Below are 16,983 nucleotides of genomic sequence, written 5' to 3'. Positions count from 1 at the left end.
GCGACCCCCGCGGCCTTCAGAGCAGGGCGCCGAGCATGTCCTCGTTGCGGGTGATCTCTTCGGCGGTGCCGTGGTGCAGCACGGTGCCGTTGCTCATCACATAGATGCGGTCGGACACGTCGGCGGTCAGGGTGGCGTTCTGCTCGACCAGGAACACGGTGACGCCGGCCTCGCGCAGGCGGATCAGCGCCTTGCCGATCTCCTCGATGACGATCGGCGCGAGGCCGAGCGAGGGTTCGTCAAGGACGATCATCTCGGGCTCGGCCATCAGCCCCATGGAGACGGCGAGCATCTGCTGCTGGCCGCCCGACATGGTGCCGGCCGCCTGCCAGCGGCGCTCGGCCAGGATCGGGAACAGGTCGTAGACCCGGCGCATCCGGGCCGCCTTGTTGGCGCCGTCGAACGCATAGGCGCCCATCAGGAGGTTTTCCTCCACCGACATGCGCGCGAAGATTCCCCTTCCCTCGGGCACGATCGACAGGCCGAGGGTGATGCGCTCATGCGCCGGCACGGCGGCGAGATCGCGGCCGCGAAAGGCGATGCGCCCGGCGGCGGGCCTGATGAGGCCGCCGAGCGCCTTGACGGTCGAGGTCTTGCCGGCCCCGTTGGGACCGATCAGGCCGACGATCTCCCCCTTGCCGATGACGATGTCGAGGCCGTCGACCGCCAGGAAGGCGCCGTAGCGAATGGTCAAGCTGCTGATCTCAAGCATGCGCCCGCCCCAAATATTGATCGACGACACGCTTGTCGGCGAGGATTTCGGCCGGCGTCCCCTGCATCAGCTTCTCGCCCGCCAGCATGACGACGACGCTGTCGGCGAGTTCGCGGATCACCTTCATGGCATGCTCGATGACGAACAGGCCGGTGCGCCGGCGCAGGTCGCCGAGCACCTGCAGCATCGCCCGGACCTCGGTGGCGGAAAGCCCGCCGACCGGCTCGTCGAGCATGATCAGACGGGCTCGCTGGACGAGCCGCATCAGGATCTCCAGCCGCCGCTGCTCGAACAGCGTCAGCGACCCGGCCGCCACGTTCAGGCGGTGCCCGAGTTGCAGCCAGTCGAGCGTCGCGGCGATCTCGTCCGCATCCATCCGGTTCGGCGCGTCGACGGTGGCGGTGGCGATGTTGTCGGCGACGGTCAGCTCGCGAAACACCCGCACCGCCTGATAGGTGCGGGTGATGCCGGCGGCGGCCATCCGGTGCGGGCGGAACCTCGTGACCTCGGCGCCGGCAACGCGGACCCGGCCTTCCTGCGGCGCCAGATGGCCGGTAACGACGTTGACGAAGGTCGTCTTGCCGGAGCCGTTCGGCCCGATCATGCCCAGCGTCTCGCCCTCGAACTGGGTGACGCTGACCTTGCGCAGGGCGACCACGCCGCCGAAGCGCATGACGATGTCTTCGGCTTCGAACAGGGGAACGCGGCCGGTCATGCGGCCTCCTTGCGTCTGAGGCCCGGGGACTTCGTGCCGGCGGCGGCGCGGCCGCCGAGGCCGCCCAGGATGCCGCCCGGCAGCAGCACGATCACGCCGATGATGAGCAGGCCGTAGATCACGTCCTTCACCTTGTAATAGTCCTGCAGCAGGAAGGGCAGCGGCGCCAGCAGCACCGTGCCGACGACCGCGCCCCAGATCGTGCCGCGGCCGCCGAAGGCGACCATCAGCCAGATGTTGAGGCTGAGCAGCACGTCGAAGCTGCGCGGCGATACGAAGCCGACATAGGGCGCGTAGAAGGCGCCCCCGACGGCGGCAAAGAGCGAGCCGACGAAGAAGGCGGCGAGCTTCTGGCGGACCACGTCGATGCCGAGCATTTCGGCCAGTTCGTCGTCCTCTCGCACCGCCACCAGCCGGCGGCCGAAGGGCGCCTCGACGATCAGCACCAGCGCCACCATGGCGCCGACCGCCAGCGTCGCCAGGACGAGATCGAAGCCGACCCCCTGCAGCGGCCCGCCGAACCAGGCCGGCGGCGCGATCTGCGAGATGCCGGTGTCGCCGTTGGTCAGGTTGACGAAATAGACGAAGGCCAGCGTGATCACGGTCTGGATCACCAGCGAGCAGAGCGTGAAGTAGAAGCCCTTCAGCCGCAGCGCCGGCAGGCCGAGCCCGACGCCGACCAGGGCGGCGAACAGCGCGGCGATCGGCAGCGCCGTCCAGAACGAGAAGCCCGCCGCCATCAGGCCGACCGCCGCATAGGCGCTGATGCCCGCAATGCCGGCGAACATCAGCGGCATCAGGCCGGCATAACCGTAGAGCAGGCTCATGCCGGCGGTCCACACGACATGCAGGAGCGCGATCCCGCCGATGAAGGCGAAGTAGCGGTTGCCGGCCAGCAGCAGCGGCAGCGCATAGGCGGCGGCAGCGAAGACCACGAGGCCGCGGCCGTGTTTGCGGAGGGCGTCGGTCATCGTGCGAAGAGCCCCGAGGGTTTCATGAGCAGGATCAGCAGCATCGCGCCGAGATACGAGAAGGTGGCAACCGTCGGGCTGGCGAAGGCGCTGACGATCGCCTGGGTGAAGCCGAACACCATGCCGACCGCCACCGCCCCGACGACCGAGCCCGGCCCGCCGATGATCATGATCGCAAAGGCGGTGATCGACATCGACCAGGAGACGGAGAGGTCGAACGAATAGGCGAAGGCGTAGAGCACGCCGCCGGCCGCCACGACCAGGTTGCCGAGCACGAAGGAGAGCCGGTAGATCGCCCGGACGTTGACGCCGCGCAGCGAGGCGGCGTCGCGGTTCTGGAACACCGCCCGGATGGCGCGGCCGTATTTGTGATAGCGCAGCAGCGCGAACAGGGCCGCCAACAGCGCCACGCCGGTGACGAGGGCCGCCAGGCGGCTGTTCGAGACCGGGAAGGGCCCCAGGAAGGTGATGCCGGCCATCAGCGGCGGGATCTGGAACTGGTCGCTCCAGACCCCGTAGGTGACCGAGAACAGGCCGGCCAGGATCTGCGTGATGCCGAGGCTGAGCACGAAATAGGAGACGTTGCGGTTCGGCACGTCGTAGAAGCGGCGGATCAGAACCTGTTCCAGCAGCAGCGAGGCCGGCACGCTGGCGCCGATGACCAGGAGCGCGGCGACGACCGGATGCAGCCCCCAGGAAACCGCGGCCGACCAGAGGGCGAGCGCGGCCAGCAGGAAGAACTGGCCGTTGGCGGCGTTCGGCATCCAGATGCTGCCGTAGATGATCGTCACCCCCGCCGCCACAAGCGAGAAGATGACGCCGAGCATCAGGCCGGTGAAGAGCGTGGAGATGAGGACGAGTTCGGTCGGCATGGACACCCCCGGTCCGGCCCGGCGGCGGGGCTCGGAGCCCCGCGACCGGGCCCAAGGACCCGCCGCGATGAAGACGGAGCTTGTTGCGCCGGCCGATCCGCCGCGCCGCCGCGGCCGGCCCGCTCCGATCGGAAAAAGCTTGCGCAAACAAAATCATGCGGGGGATCATCCGATCCCTTACGGATCGGATGATCCCTTTGCGGGTCACTTGACCAGATCGTAGACCGGGATGATCTCCGGGTCCCAAGTGGTGGTGAAGACCGGCTTCGACTTGTACTCGACCTCGCCCACATCCTGGATCTGCATGAAGTAGATGTATTCCTTGCGGGCGCCGTTCTTGTCGAACTCGATCGGGATGCCGGAGGTGACTTCCTTGCTCTTCAGCGCGGAGAGCGTGTTGCGGAAGACCTCGCGATCGTCGCCGGCCTTCGGGTCGGCATCGATCACCTCGCGGATGATCTGCGAGGTGACGTAGCAGTAGTTCTCGACATAGGACGGCAGGCGCTTGTTCTGGGCCTTGAAGTCGTCGATGAACTTGCGGCCCTCGGCGGTCACGGTATCGAGATTGGCATCGAAGAAGGTGCCATAGAGCGAGCCGACGCTGCGCTTGCCCCAACCCTTGACCTGGGTCGCCATGCCGTAGGGGTGGATGATCTTCTCCGGCTTGATGCCGACATCGAGCAGCTGGTTGGTGATCGTGTTGTCGAAGCCGCCGGCACCGACGACGACAACATAGTCGGGATTGGCGGCCAGCACCTGGGCGGCCTGGACGGTGGCGTCGTTGGAGCCCTGCGGGAACACGATCTCGGGCTCGATCTTCAGCCCCTTCTTGGCGGCCTGGTACTTGAGGCCGGCCGAGATGGCGCGCATCAGGGCGAAGTCGGAATGCATCAGCGCGATCTTGGCGCCCGGCTTCTGCTGGGCGACGAATTCGGCGATGGCATAGCCCCAGCCGGCGGCATTGGGCTCGATGCGGAAGGAATAGCGCGTGCCGGGCTTGGTCAGCTGCGGGAAGGCGGCGACCGGGACGAGGAACGGCACCTTGTTCTGCTCGGCATAACCGTAGATGGCCAGCGCCGTATCCGAACTGGTCGGGCCGCTGAGCGCGATCACCTTGCTCTGGATGTCGAGATTGCGCGCCGCCGCGACCGCCTGGGTCGGCTGGGTCTGGTTGTCGATCTGGATGAATTCGATCTTGCGCTTGCCGGGCGGATTGAGGGTCGCCTCGGCGAATTTCAGCCCCGCCACGCAGGCGGTGCCGAAGAACGACCAGGGGCCAGTCAATTCGGTCACGAAGCCGATCTTGACGGCCTCCTGAGCTGCGGATTGCGCGGACTGCGAAGCGATCAGCGCCAGACCGAGGCCGGCGGCGGCAATTGTCCTGTGCATGGTGATTTCCTCCCGTTGAGCCGATTTTCGGACTTCATTTTCTTGGTTTTCAGGTCTTGGGCCGGATTTCCCGGCTAGCCGACCGGTCTTCCGGTCGTTCCATCGAGCAGGCCCGCCCGGACGAGCGCGGCCCGGATCCGGTCGATTTCCGCCGCGCCGATCTTGACGAGCGGCGGCCGCACCGCGGCGCGCGGCAGGCGGCCGAGCAGCACGAGGGCCTCCTTCATGCGGTTGTGCATGTCGACCCAGGGCTCGGCGTAGAACACGCTGGCGAGCGGATGGATGCGGTCGTTGAGGGCGCGGGCGCGGGCGAGATCGTTCGCCCGGACGGCCTCGAAGAGCTGCGCCTGGAGGTCGGGAATGACGCTGCCGCTGCCCGACAGGAGGCCGTTGCAGCCGAGCACGAGCGAGCTCAGGAGCCAGGCCGAATGGGTCGTCAGTACGTTGACCGGGCGCGCTGCCGACTGCAGCAGGCGCACATGCATCTCGTGCTGCTGGACATTGGCGCACCAGTCCTTGATCGCCGCCACGCTCGGCACCTCGGCGATGAGGCGCGTTAGCGTGTCGCGCGGATAGCCCTGCCCGGTGGCGAGCGGATACTGGAAGGCGATGATCGGCAGATCGCTGGCATCGGCGATGCGCTTGAAATGCTCGACGACCATGTCGGCCGACTGGCCGAGCGTGAAGGGCGCGGGCGGGAAGACCAGCAGCGCCGAGGCCCCGCCGGCCGTCGCCATGCGGGCGATCTCGGCGGCCTGCAGGCTGCCGTCGGCCCAGATGCCGTTGACCAGCGGCATGCGGTCACCGACCGCGTCGAGCGCGACATCGAGCACCCGCCGCTGTTCGTCGAAGCTGCACGAGGCGACCTCGGTCGAATGCGCGTTGATGGTGAGCGCCGAGAGACCGGGCGTCGCCGCCACATCGGCCAGATGCGACCGGAAGCTCGCCTCGTCGATCGAGAGATCGTCGTGGAAGGGCAGCAGAACCGCGGGGATCACCCCGTGCGGTCGGTAGTCGTGACGCCTTGCCATCCTGTCTCCCCCTTTTCTTGTCGTTTCAGATCTTGCGCCAGGCCGGGCGCAGGCTGCGGCGCTCGAGCGGCCAGATGCGTCCGAGCTTCTCGGTGGTCTCGATCAGCACCGGCGCGAAGGCTTCGAGCGCCTCGCGCGTCATGCGGTTGGTCGGCGCGGCGAGGCTGACGGCGCCGACGCATTCCGGCGAGCCGTCGAGCGACGGGATGACGATCGGGGCCGCGATGGCGCCGACGCCGAGCTCCTGCTCCTCGTAGGCGGTGGCGAAGCCGCGCGTCCGCGACAGGTCGAGATCGGCCTTGAGGTCAGTGCGGGTGATCTTGGTGTTGGGCGTCAGCCGGGTGAGGCCCTGCCGTTCCATCAGCCCCCAGGCGCGCTCGAACGGCATGGTCGACAGCCAGGCCTTGCCGATCGCATGGGCGTTGAGGACGATCTCGAGCGAATAGTTCGGGTCGATGCGCACCGAGCGCGTCTGACCGGCGACGGCATAGATCCAGGTCAGCCGCTCGGTGGTCTCGACGATGGCGAGCCGCACCAATTCGCCCGAATGCTCGGCGAGCTGCTTCAGCGGCACCGCCGACTGGTCGAGCAGGCGGCTCTTCTGCAGCTGGCGCAGGCCGAGATTGCTGATCCGGTAGGTCAGCTGGTAGGTCTGGCTGACCTCGTCGCGCCAGACCAGCTCCAGATGCGACAGCGTGTCGAGGAGTTTGACGGCGATCGCCTTGTTGACGCCGAGCTGGCGGGCGACCTCCGAGATGCCGAGCCCGACGGTCGAATCCGCCATGATCTCGACGATGCGGAAGGCGCGCTCGACCGAGACGATGATGTCCTCGGACACCTTCTCGCTCTGACCGGTTCGGAATGGGCTGGCGGTCGGCATGGCGGTCCTCTCTTCGTCAGACGGCAGGGCGTCGCATCCTGCCGCCTCCCCGTGCTGGCGGGCAACGGCGCGGTCTCCGGCCAAAGCCGGAAGCCGCCTCAACAGCAGCGGAAACCGCCGAGGCCGGCCGCCGCGACCGCATGGTTGACCGCCTCGGCGGTCCGGTCCGGGCTCGGCCAGACCAGGCAGCGCGCGCAGCCGCAGGGACCGTCGTCGTCCCGGGCGAAGGGCTTGTCGTGCGGCAGCCCGGCCCGGCGCATCCGCGCCCGGAGCTCCGCGCTGGCGACGCGGTCGGCTCGGCCGGTCGCCGGATCGAGCACCGCGCCGTAGAGTTCGCGCGCCGCCTCGGCCCCGACATAGCCCTGCGCCACGTCGCGCTCGACATCGTCGAGCTTGCGGTCGAGCGGGTTGCCGTAGCCGCCGCCGCCGCCGGAGCGCAGCGTGTAGACATCGCCCTTCTTGAGATGCTGGGCCAGCACCTTGCCGGTCGGATAGCGAACCGGCTCGCCGTCGCGTTCGAGCCCGACTTCGTTGCCGTAGCCGGACAGGCCGCCGAAGAGGCCCCAGGGCCGGCAATCGACGCGGTCGATCTGGGCGTTGAACATGATGTCGCCGAGCGCGCGCACGACCTGCTCGGTGCCGAGCCCGCCGCGCTGCTTGCCGGCGCCGCCGGAATCCTGGCGCAGCGCATAACGCTCGACGATCAGCGGATACTTCGCCTCGACCTGCTCGCTCGGTCCGTTATGGGTGTCGCCGTCGTTGATGGCGACGGTGGCGCTCATGCCGTCCTCGTTGAACTTGGCGCCCCAGCCGCCGCCGATCAGCCCGCCGAGATAGACGTAGAAGCCGTTGTCGCGCGGGTGGCGCCCGTTGATCATGGCGATGACCAGATCGGCGTGATGGCCGGCGATGACGCGGGTCGGCACGGCCGGCGCGAGCGCCTTGAAGATCGTGTCGACGATGGTCATCGGATAGGTCATCCACCAGCGCATCGGCGCGGGCCGCTCGGCGCTGACCACCTTGCCGGACGGCAGGATCACCTCCAGCGAGCGGAAAGTCCCGTCGTTGATCGGCAGGTCCAGGCCCGAGGTGATGCACTTGAAGGCGACCTGTGCGGCCGAGCGGCCGGCGGTTTCGCCGGAATTGTAGAAGCCCTTGACCTGGTCGGAGACGTTGGTCAGGTCGACGGTCATCCGGTCGCCCGCCACCGTCACGCTGACGCGGATCGGGATGCGCTCACCGAGTTCGACGCCGTCGTCGTCCATGAAGGATTCGGCCTCATAGGTGCCGTCTGGGATGCGCGCGACGCTCGCCCGGGCGAGCGCATCGGACTGGTCGAAGATCGAGGAGATCGCGTCGGCGACGGTCGCCTTGCCGTATTTGCGGACGAGTTCGAGAAAGCGCTTCTCGCCGGTGCGGACCGCGGCCACCTGCGCCTTCAGGTCGCCCATGGCGCGCTCGGGCATGCGCACGTTCATGCGGATGATCGAGAGGATCTCCTCGTTCGGCACGCCGCGCCGCCAAGCCTTGACGATCGGCATCTGCAGGCCTTCGGAATAGATGTCGCGCGTCATGCCGTCGAGCGTGCCGCCGATATCCTGCCAATGCGCCATGCAGGCCGCGAAGCCGATCAGCTCGCCGTCGGCGAAGATCGGCACCGAGAAGGTCATGTGGTTGAGATGGCTGCCGGTCGTGTAGGCGTCGTTGGTCAGGAGCACGTCGCCCGGTTCCAGGCCATCCTTGCCGAAATGCCGGATCTTGGCCTTGATGGTCTCGCTCATGCCGCGGATGAACATCGGCAGGCCGATGCCGATCGAGATGGTGTTGCCGTCCGGATCGAACAGCCCGACGGTGAAGTCGAGCGCCTCGTAGATGATCATATTGTAGGCGGTGCGCATCAGGTTGGTCTTCATCTCCTCCGTGGTGGCGATGAATCCGTTCCGGATGATCTCCGTGACGATCGGGTCGGCGGCGGTGGCCTGGGTCATGATTTGGTCTCGACTTCGATCTGCAGGTTGCCGAGGGCATCGACCGTGACCCGGTCGCCGGGGGCGACGACGGTGGTCGAGGCATATTCCTGGATCAGCGCGGGGCCGTCGACGACATGGCCGGCGGTCAGGCGGTCGCGGTGGTAGATCGGCGTCAGGATGCGCCCGCCGAGCACGCCGAATTCGACCGGACGCCGATCGATCAGCGCCACCTCCGGCGAGGGATCGCCAGCCCGGTCGATCGGGGCGAGGTTCGGCTTGTCGATCTCGCCGACGACCGAGACCCGCAGGCTGACGATCTCGGCCCGCTCGTCCGGCGAGGCGTAGCCGTAGCGCTGCTGGTGAACCTCGTCGAAGCGCCGCTTGATGCCGGCGATGTCGCGGCGGTCGAAGAGGTCGCGCGCGATCGTCACCTCCACCGCGTGCTCCTGGCCGACATAGCGCATGTCGGCGGACTGGACGAAGTCGACCGCGACCGGCCCGCCCGCCGCCGCCCGGATCTCGGCCTCGCCGCGCCCGCGCATGTCGGCGAAAATGGTGTCGAACACGTCGAAGGGCGCCTGGTCGAGCCGGGCGAACAGGGTCTGGACGAAATCGCGGCGGAGATTGGAGACCAGCATGCCGTAGGCCGAGAAATGGCCCGGCGCGTTCGGGATGACGACCCGGCCGATCTGCAGTTCGCGCGCCACCAGGGTGGCGTGGAGCGGGCCGGCGCCGCCATAGGCGACCATGGCGAAATCGCGCACGTCGAGGCCGCGCGCGGTGGTGACGCGCTTGACCACATTGGCCATCTGGCTGACCGCGATGCGGATGATGCCGTCGGCGGCCTGGATCGTGTCGATGCCGAGCGGGCCGGCGACATGCTCGGCGATCGCCGCCGCCGCGCCGTCGCGGTCGAGCGGCATCTCGCCGCCGAGGAAGAGATCGGGCGCCAGCCGGCCGAGCACCACATTGGCGTCGGTCACGGTCGGCAGCGTGCCGCCATTGCCGTAGGAGACCGGGCCGGGCTGGGCGCCGGCGCTTTCCGGCCCGACGCGCAGCGCATGGCCGGCCACGACACGGGCGATGCTGCCGCCGCCGGTCCCGACCTCCTCGATGTCGATCATCGGGATCTGGATCGGCAGACCCTCGGCGTAGCCGCCGATCAGGACGTTGCTGGAGGTCAGCTCGACCCCGTCGACGATCACGCCGGCCTTCGCGGTCGTGCCGCCCATGTCGAACGCGATGGCGTTGTCGAGCCCCATGGCGGCGCACAGCCGGCGGGTGCCGATGACGCCGGCGGCGGGACCGGATTCGAGCATCCGGATGCATTCGCGGCTCGCCTGCGCGGCATCATAGAGCCCGCCGGTCGACTGCACGATCAGGAAGGTGCCCGGAAAGCCGGCCTCGGCCAAAAAGGCATTGGATTCAGCCAGATAGTGCTGGACGCGCGGCCCCACATAGGCGTTGGCGGCGACCGTCGAGGTGCGTTCGAACTCGCGATATTCCTTCGAGAGTTCATGCGATGCGGTGACGAAGACGCCCGGCAGGCGGCGACGCAGGATCGCCTGCGCGCGCTCCTCGTGAGCCGGGTTGCGATAGGAATGCAGGAACAGCACCGCCACCGCCTCGACGCCCTCGGCCGCGAGGCGATCGGCCGCTGCCTCGATCTCGGCATCGACGAGGGGCCGCAGCACATCGCCCTCCGCCGTCATGCGCTCGTCGATCTCGATGCGCAGCGCGCGCTCGACCAGCGGCTGGTGCTTGCGAAAGAAGAGATTGTAGGCCTCCGGCCGGTTGATCCGGCCGATTTCGTAGATGTCGCGGAAGCCCTTGGTGGTGATCAGCGCCGTGCGGGCGCCCTTGCGCTCCAAAAGGGCATTGATCGCCACCGTGGTGCCGTGCAGGAAGAGATGCGCATCCGCGAAGGAGCCCTCGGCCTTGGTCACGCCATGCGCCATGCCGTCGATCAGACGCGCCGGGGTCGACAGCGTCTTGCCCAGGCGGATGCGGCGGGTCTGTTCGTCGAAGATGGCCACGTCCGTGAAGGTGCCGCCGACATCGGCGGCGATCCGGAGCGTCGCGGCGGTGCTGGCGGCGGCCATCAGCGCACCTCGTCGCGGACGGGATTGCGCAGGATGCCGATGCCCTCGACCTCGATCTCGACCACGTCGCCATGCTTCATGAACAGCGGCGGCTTGCGGGCGAAGCCGACGCCGGCCGGCGTGCCGGTGGCGATCACGTCGCCGGGCTTCAGCGTCACCGCCTCGCTGAGGCGCGCGATCACCTCGGGCACAGGGAAGAGCAGATCGTCGGTGTTGGCCTCCTGCACGACCTGGCCGTTGAGCCGGGTCTGCAGGCGCAGGCCCTTGATGCCGGGCGGCAGGTCGGCGGCGGGCACCAGCCAGGGGCCGAGCGGGCCGGTCTCGTCGAAATTCTTGCCCAGGGTCCATTGCGGCCCCTTGAACTGGTAGTCGCGGATCGAGCCGTCGTTGAAGATCGTGTAGGCCGCGACGTGGTCGAGCGCGGTCTCCATCGGGATGTTGCGCCCGCCGGTGCCGATGACGGCCGCGATTTCGCCCTCAAAGTCGAGATGGGTCGAGACCAGCGGACGGACGATCGGCGCGCCGTGCGGGATCAGGCCGGTGTCGACGCGCAGGAAATAGACCGGGTAGTTGGGCTTCTCGTAGGGGCTTTCCTTGGCGTGGTCGGCATAGTTGAGGCCGACGCAGAAGATCCGGCCGGGCACGGCGAGCGGCAGGCGGAAGGCTGCGGCGGCTTCGTCGATCGCCGGGCCGGTCGCGGCCGCGACGGCGCGGGCCGTGAGGGCCGGATCGGCCAGGATCGCCAGCGGATCGTCCGGCAGATCGGTATCGATGACGAGCCTCAGCCCGCTACCGGCGTCGATCGCCAGCCGGTTGGTGCCGTCCTGCTGAATTCGGGCAATGCGCATGCCTCTGGCCTCCCCTGCCTCCTGCGCATCGATGGCTCGCCGCAAGAAGCTAACGTCGTTATGGTAACGGTGTAACCCAATGCTGATCAGAGAGCCGGGAGCTGTCAAGTAACGGGTCCGGCCAATCGGAGCTTCTCCGCAAGCCGGCAGGAGAGGCGATCCGGACCTCCCGTTTCGGAACCATGATCGCCGTGCCCGGCGATCCGGACCGCTCGGCGCAAACCGGATCGGATCGGCCGTCGCGGACGAGGTCCGCCGCCGCGATCGGTGCCGCGGAGGGGTGGCGGCCCGGCGGCAGTATTCCCAACCGCGTGCCGGCGCTCAGGCGTATTGCACCATGGTTCGCGCCCGGTTTGGCTCGAGGGCTTCCCTTGCGCATGGGTGAGGTTTGCGTCATCAAACAACCATGACGCTGGGAATCTCCGTCGTATGACCATCGCTTCGCCACGACTCAGGATCCTGGCCTTTTCGCCGCTCTACCTGCCCTTTCTCGGGGGGATCGAGATCCTGCTTCGGACGCTCTTGCCGGCACTCCGGCAGCGCGGAATCGAGATTGCCGTGGTGACCGAATGCGCCGAGGGTCTAGCCTCACGCGAGGAGATGGACGGGACGCGCGTCTACCGGCTGCCGCTGTCCGGCGCCGTCCGGTCACGCAACGCGCTCGAACCGCTCCGGGTGATGCAGCAGTTGCGCGCCATCGTCGCCGAGGAGAGACCGGACGCCCTGCACCTGCATTCGGTGGCCCAGGCGGCCGCCTATTATGTCGAGCGACTTCTCTCCCAGGGAAGCGCGCTGCCCTATCTCGTTTCACTTCATGGGGCTCTTGAGACGGAGGATCAGCTACAGGTCGTTCGCGGTCTGCTCGGCCGCGCCCGGGCGGTCAGCGGCGTCTCGCAGGCCTGCCTCGATTCCGCCGCTCCCTTCCTGCCGACCGGGTCTGCGCGGCAGTTGATCTACAACGGCATTCCGGACACCGATCTCAGATGCGCACCGTGGCGGCAGGGCGAGACGGCGCGGCTGCTCTGCGTCGGCCGCCTGCAGCTGGAGAAGGGCTACGATCTCGCCATCACGGCGCTGGCGATCGCGGTCGCACGCGGCTTCGACGGCCGATTGGCAATCATCGGGCGCGGCGAGCAGGAGCTCAATTTTCGCGCCCTGGCCGCTCGGCTCGGCATCGCCGACCGGGTCGACTTTCTGGGCGAATTGGCCCCGTCGCTGGTCGCGAGGGAGATGGCACGCGCCCATGCGCTGATCGCCCCGTCCCGCCTGCGCGAGGGGTTCGGCCTGGTCGTCGCGGAGGCCGGCCGCATGGGCGTGCCGGCGATCGTGGCCGATACCGGTGGCCTGTCCGAAGTCGTGATCGATGGCCGGAGCGGCCTTGTCGTGCCGCGCGAGGATGCCGATGCACTGGCCGATGCCCTGCTGCGCCTGTTCCGCAGCGAAGGCCATTGGCGGGACCTCGGCACCAAGGCACGCGAACGGATCGTCACCGTGTTCGGCCACGACGCATGCGTCGAGGGCTATGTCCGGTTCTATGCGGATCATCTGGGGGAGAAGCGGCGTGCGCTATGATATCGACGCCCAGCGCGTCACGCATGAGAGGCTGAACGAGGAAGTCCTGATCATCAATGTCGTGTCGGGCGCCTATTATTCCGGTTCGGGCAGCTTCGCTGATCTGTGGAGCCTGCTCGCCCAGGGTGCCCGCGCCGAAGATGCCGCCGCGCATCTCGCCGACACCTACGGTCAGAGCACCGAAGCGATCCTGCCCGGCATTCGCGACAGCATCGGCCACCTGCGCGCCAAGGACCTGATCCGGGAGGCGCCGGATCGCGAGGCGCCGGAGGGCTGGAACCTGCCCGATCTTCCTCGCACCGAATGGCAGGCGCCAAGCTTCGCGGAATATACCGACATGTGGGATCTCATCCAGCTCGACCCGGTCCATGAGGTCGGCGAGGCCGGCTGGCCCTTTGCACCGCCCGAGCACCGAACGTGACCGCCCCGGCGGCATTCCTGGCCGCGACCGGGGCGCAGGCCGATGCCCTGGCGGCCGGTCCATGCATGCGGCACGATTTCGGCATCGGCCCCGCCGGCATCCGTCTGACCGTCGCGGCGCGCGACGCCGGGCCGTTGATCGAAGCCCTGCCGGAGACTGCAACCGATGCACCGCATTGGCGGCTCGCCGCCTGGGACGGGACCGAATCCGGACGCCTGCCGCCGCCGCGTCCCTGGGACGACACGGCCCATGAGCCGCTCGGCATCGTGGCATCGTTCAGCGACGAGACGCAGCGCTGCGCCTACGACCTGCACACCCGGTCGCTGATCGTCGCCGACCTGGCCGGCCGGCGCGCCTACATCTGGTATCCTCGGATCGCGACCCTGCCCGCCTGGGCCAAGGCGTCGCCCTTCCGCATTCCGCTCTCCTGGGCCCTGGCGGACCGCGGCCTGCAGATGGTGCACGGCGCGGCGGTGTCCTGGGGCGGCGGCGCGGCGCTGCTGTGCGGCGACGGCGGATCCGGCAAGTCGACCACGGCGCTGGCCGCCGCACTGGCAGGGTTCGGCTATGTCGGCGACGACTATTGTGCCGTCGATTCCTCAGCCCTCCAGGTGCATATGGTCTATCGGACCGCCAAGGTCCTGCCATCGACCCTGCGGCTGTTGCCCGAACTCGGCCGTTGGATCGTCAATCCGGACCGCATGGCCGAGGAGAAGGGCGTCATCTTCCTCAAGCCGGGCCAACTGGAACTGGTCGCTTCCGCGCCGCTCCGCTGCCTGATCCTGCCGTCGGTTGCCGCCGATGGCGTGGCCGGCCTGGTTCGCGCCACCCCGGCCGAGGCGATTCATGCGCTGCTGCCGAGCACGGTCGGCGGCCTGATGGGCGGGACGCCCGGCACGCCAAGCCATATCCTCCGCCTGGCGCGGCGCCTGCCGGTCTATCGTCTGCGCCTGGCGCCCGATCTCGCGCGGGTGGTCGCCCTGCTGCGCGATGCGATCGGAGAGGGACCATGAGCGACGTTCCGATGATCTCGGTGGTCATGTGCGTCGAGAATGGCGCGCGCTACCTGCAGGAGGCGCTCGACAGCATCGCGCTGAATGCGCTGCCGGGCATGGAAATCCTGATCCTCGACGGCGATTCCACCGACGACACGGTCGCGATCGCCCGCCGCCACGCCTTGGCCCCGCGCATCCTGCGCCAACGCGCGAAAGGCCACCCGCAGGCTCTCAACCAATCGCTCACCGAGGTGCGCGGCACGTGGGTCGCCTATGTGGACTGCGACGACGTCTGGCCGGCAGGCCGTATGCGGGCCCTTTGGGCGGCGGCCGATGCCGGTGCCGGTGAATGGATCTTCGGCCGGGCCGTCAATTGCAACGCCGCGCTGCGTCCCCTGGGGGAGCCGCAGCCCGCGCGGCTGATCACCGCCAGCCTGCTGCACCATTCGATCGCCGACAGGATCGGCCCCTTCCGGACCGACATCACGCATGGCAGCAATATCGACTGGGCCGCCAGGGCCAGCCATGCCGGCATTCGCTTTGCGCCGATCGATGCGCTGGTGCTGCAACGGCGCATCCATGACAGCAATATGGGCATGACCGGCAGACCCAAGGCCATGAGCGATCTGTTCCAGATTCTGCGCGATCACAAGGCACGGAACGGGTCATGAATCCCCTCTCCGCAAGGGAACGCCTGCTGCTGACGGCGGCCCTCGCGGGCGAAGACGCCAAGGCCTTGGCCGCATGGCAGGAATGGTCATCGGCCATCGCCATGGAGGCGGCCCCGCACGCGGAACTGCGCATCCTGCCGGCCGTGCATGCGCGGCTCGCGCGCATCCGCCCCGTGCCGCCGCTGCCGCAGAAGCTGATCGGCACGGCCCGGGCCACCTTCACCCAGAACAGCATTCTGGCCGCCGCCGCCCATGGCGTGTTGCGGGCGCTCGACACCGCCGGCGTGCCGGTGCTGGTCTCCAAGGGCTTCACCCACTGCCTGCAGTTCAAGTCCTTTGCCCGGCGGACGATGGGCGATATCGACATCACCGTGTGGGAATCCGCCCTCGATCGGGCCCTGGAGGTGCTGAAGGCGGAGGGCTGGGAGCCCTGCTACGGGATGACCTGGGCGGCGTTGCGCTCGCGCGTGCGCATCCGGCGCGAGAGCTGGAACTTCGTCAAAGGCGCCGGCAACATCGACCTGCACTGGCGCGTCTCCAACGATCCGCGTGAGGCCTGGCTGGAGGACGCCGTCTGGCGGGAGGCACGGACGGTCGAGTTTCGCGGCCTGCCGGTCCTCGTCCCCTCGCCCGAAGCCTCGCTGCTCGCCGCCCTGCGCCATGCCGCGCACGGCCTTTCCTCCGATGTCATGCAGATGATCGCCGATGCGCCGGACTGGCTCGCACACATCGACCGCACCCGGTTCCTGGACATCGCCCAACGCGCGCAGGTCGGCGGGACCTATGAGATCATGCGCAACACGCTCCAGGAGTTGGGAGCGGACACCGCCCTGCCGCCCCTGACCGGCTCGGTGTCGACCCCGCACTGGCCGCTCGAACGCGAGGACCGTCTGGTCCGCTATCCGCGGCTCTACCGGCTGTGGACGGCCTTGGGGCATCCCGCCGCGATCGAGAAGCCGCTGCTGCGCTGGCTCGGTCCCCTGTCGCGCCCGCTGCAACCGCTCGCCGCCACGCAGGACAAGATCGATCTGCGCGATTGCGCCACGGTCGATGCGGTTGGCGGACCGGGTTGGGGCTGGCCGGAACCGGAGCATACCTGCTGTTGGGCCGACCGGGCCGATGCCCGCCTGCTGCTGCCGCTGCCGGCGCGTGCCGATCAATGGCTGGTGCTGGTTCTCGGCCCGAACCACGCCAGCGGCCCCAATCCCGGCTTCCGCGTCTTCGCCAACGGCCACGAGATCGCCCGCGGCGGCGATGACGGCCGTACGGCGGTGCTGCTGCCGATCCGCGCCCATATGCTGCACGGCGCCTGGGTCGAGCTCGCCATCCGTCCCGTCCGCTATGCCGACGAGCGCCGCGACAGCCTGCACCACCGCCGTACCATCGCGGCAAGCCGGATCGAGATCCTCGACCCGAACAGGCTCGTCGAACGGCTGAGCGAGATGCCCCCCGGCGGCCTCGCCCGCGACATCCTGAACGGCGACGAGCGCAAGGCGGCCAAGCTCGGCCGAATCCGGCAGAAGATGGCCGCGTCCCCGGACCGCCAGAACGATGCGCTTCCGGTCGGCTTCGACGGGCTCTCCTATGTCCTCGCCTATGCCGACCTGTTCGAGCACGAGGTCGATCCCTACCATCACTACCTCAACCATGGCCGCCAGGAAGGCCGTCGCTGGTAGGGCGCCGAAGGGACTGCGCTCCGACTTCACCGCGCCGCTGCGTTCCGTCCGCCGGGGCCGTGTCTAGAGCAAGGTCCGATCAGAGCGGCTCGCTCTGATCGGAGAAAGCTTGCGCAAACAAAAACATGCAGAGCATCATCCGATCCACTCAGATCGGA

At 68.4% G+C, this 16,983-nt stretch carries 15 protein-coding genes; 5 read left to right on the top strand and 10 right to left on the bottom strand.

What is annotated here, in order from left to right; genetic code table 11:
• Positions 1-16 precede the first annotated feature (16 nt).
• The 10 genes from KL771_RS19030 to KL771_RS18985 form a co-directional block, all read right to left on the bottom strand.
• Positions 17-712, bottom strand: coding sequence for an ABC transporter ATP-binding protein (locus KL771_RS19030; protein WP_261970100.1), 696 nt, complete (start codon positions 710-712; stop codon positions 17-19).
• Positions 705-1,427, bottom strand: coding sequence for an ABC transporter ATP-binding protein (locus KL771_RS19025; RefSeq protein WP_261970099.1), 723 nt, complete (start codon positions 1,425-1,427; stop codon positions 705-707). Before KL771_RS19025 ends, KL771_RS19030 begins: the two co-directional genes overlap by 8 nt.
• A complete protein-coding gene (locus tag KL771_RS19020; RefSeq protein WP_261970098.1) occupies positions 1,424-2,398 on the bottom strand; it encodes a branched-chain amino acid ABC transporter permease in 975 nt (324 codons plus the stop codon). Before KL771_RS19020 ends, KL771_RS19025 begins: the two co-directional genes overlap by 4 nt.
• On the bottom strand, positions 2,395-3,270 hold the full coding sequence (locus KL771_RS19015; RefSeq protein WP_261970097.1) for a branched-chain amino acid ABC transporter permease: 876 nt from the start codon (positions 3,268-3,270) through the stop codon (positions 2,395-2,397). Before KL771_RS19015 ends, KL771_RS19020 begins: the two co-directional genes overlap by 4 nt.
• Before the next feature lie 204 nt (positions 3,271-3,474).
• Entirely contained in the window at positions 3,475-4,659 is a 1,185-nt protein-coding gene (locus tag KL771_RS19010; RefSeq protein ID WP_261970096.1) for an ABC transporter substrate-binding protein, read from the bottom strand.
• Between the two features lie 74 nt (positions 4,660-4,733).
• Positions 4,734-5,690: a dihydrodipicolinate synthase family protein gene (locus KL771_RS19005; protein ID WP_261970095.1), complete on the bottom strand. Its 957-nt coding sequence runs from the start codon at positions 5,688-5,690 to the stop codon at positions 4,734-4,736.
• A gap of 25 nt (positions 5,691-5,715) precedes the next feature.
• On the bottom strand, positions 5,716-6,570 hold the full coding sequence (locus KL771_RS19000) for an IclR family transcriptional regulator (protein ID WP_261970094.1): 855 nt from the start codon (positions 6,568-6,570) through the stop codon (positions 5,716-5,718).
• A gap of 98 nt (positions 6,571-6,668) precedes the next feature.
• Complete coding sequence (locus tag KL771_RS18995; protein ID WP_261970093.1) at positions 6,669-8,558, bottom strand: hydantoinase B/oxoprolinase family protein; 1,890 nt, start codon at positions 8,556-8,558, stop codon at positions 6,669-6,671.
• Positions 8,555-10,642 (bottom strand): hydantoinase/oxoprolinase family protein, encoded by a 2,088-nt coding sequence (locus KL771_RS18990; RefSeq protein WP_261970092.1) that lies wholly within the window; start codon positions 10,640-10,642, stop codon positions 8,555-8,557. The genes KL771_RS18995 and KL771_RS18990 overlap by 4 nt, the downstream gene beginning before the upstream one ends.
• Positions 10,642-11,490, bottom strand: coding sequence for a fumarylacetoacetate hydrolase family protein (locus KL771_RS18985; protein WP_261970091.1), 849 nt, complete (start codon positions 11,488-11,490; stop codon positions 10,642-10,644). Before KL771_RS18985 ends, KL771_RS18990 begins: the two co-directional genes overlap by 1 nt.
• 429 nt (positions 11,491-11,919) lie before the next feature.
• Here KL771_RS18985 and KL771_RS18980 point away from each other — a divergent pair, with 429 nt between their 5' ends.
• From KL771_RS18980 to KL771_RS18960, 5 genes are read left to right on the top strand one after another with little or no spacing between them, the layout of a single operon-like run.
• Entirely contained in the window at positions 11,920-13,062 is a 1,143-nt protein-coding gene (locus KL771_RS18980; protein ID WP_261970090.1) for a glycosyltransferase family 4 protein, read from the top strand.
• The gene (locus KL771_RS18975; RefSeq protein WP_261970089.1) at positions 13,052-13,483 is read left to right on the top strand and encodes a PqqD family protein; all 432 of its coding nucleotides are present in this window, start codon (positions 13,052-13,054) and stop codon (positions 13,481-13,483) included. The genes KL771_RS18980 and KL771_RS18975 overlap by 11 nt, the downstream gene beginning before the upstream one ends.
• Complete coding sequence (locus tag KL771_RS18970) at positions 13,480-14,496, top strand: hypothetical protein (RefSeq protein ID WP_261970088.1); 1,017 nt, start codon at positions 13,480-13,482, stop codon at positions 14,494-14,496. Before KL771_RS18975 ends, KL771_RS18970 begins: the two co-directional genes overlap by 4 nt.
• Positions 14,493-15,149: a glycosyltransferase family 2 protein gene (locus KL771_RS18965; protein ID WP_261970087.1), complete on the top strand. Its 657-nt coding sequence runs from the start codon at positions 14,493-14,495 to the stop codon at positions 15,147-15,149. Before KL771_RS18970 ends, KL771_RS18965 begins: the two co-directional genes overlap by 4 nt.
• Entirely contained in the window at positions 15,146-16,825 is a 1,680-nt protein-coding gene (locus tag KL771_RS18960) for a nucleotidyltransferase family protein (protein WP_261970086.1), read from the top strand. Before KL771_RS18965 ends, KL771_RS18960 begins: the two co-directional genes overlap by 4 nt.
• Positions 16,826-16,983: the final 158 nt, after the last annotated feature.

It is taken from the genome of Prosthecodimorpha staleyi (genome assembly GCF_018729455.1).
Taxonomy (GTDB): Bacteria; Pseudomonadota; Alphaproteobacteria; order Rhizobiales; family Ancalomicrobiaceae; genus Prosthecodimorpha; species Prosthecodimorpha staleyi.
Note: the sequence above shows the minus strand (reverse complement) of the source record. Positions and strands in the feature narration are given on the sequence as shown.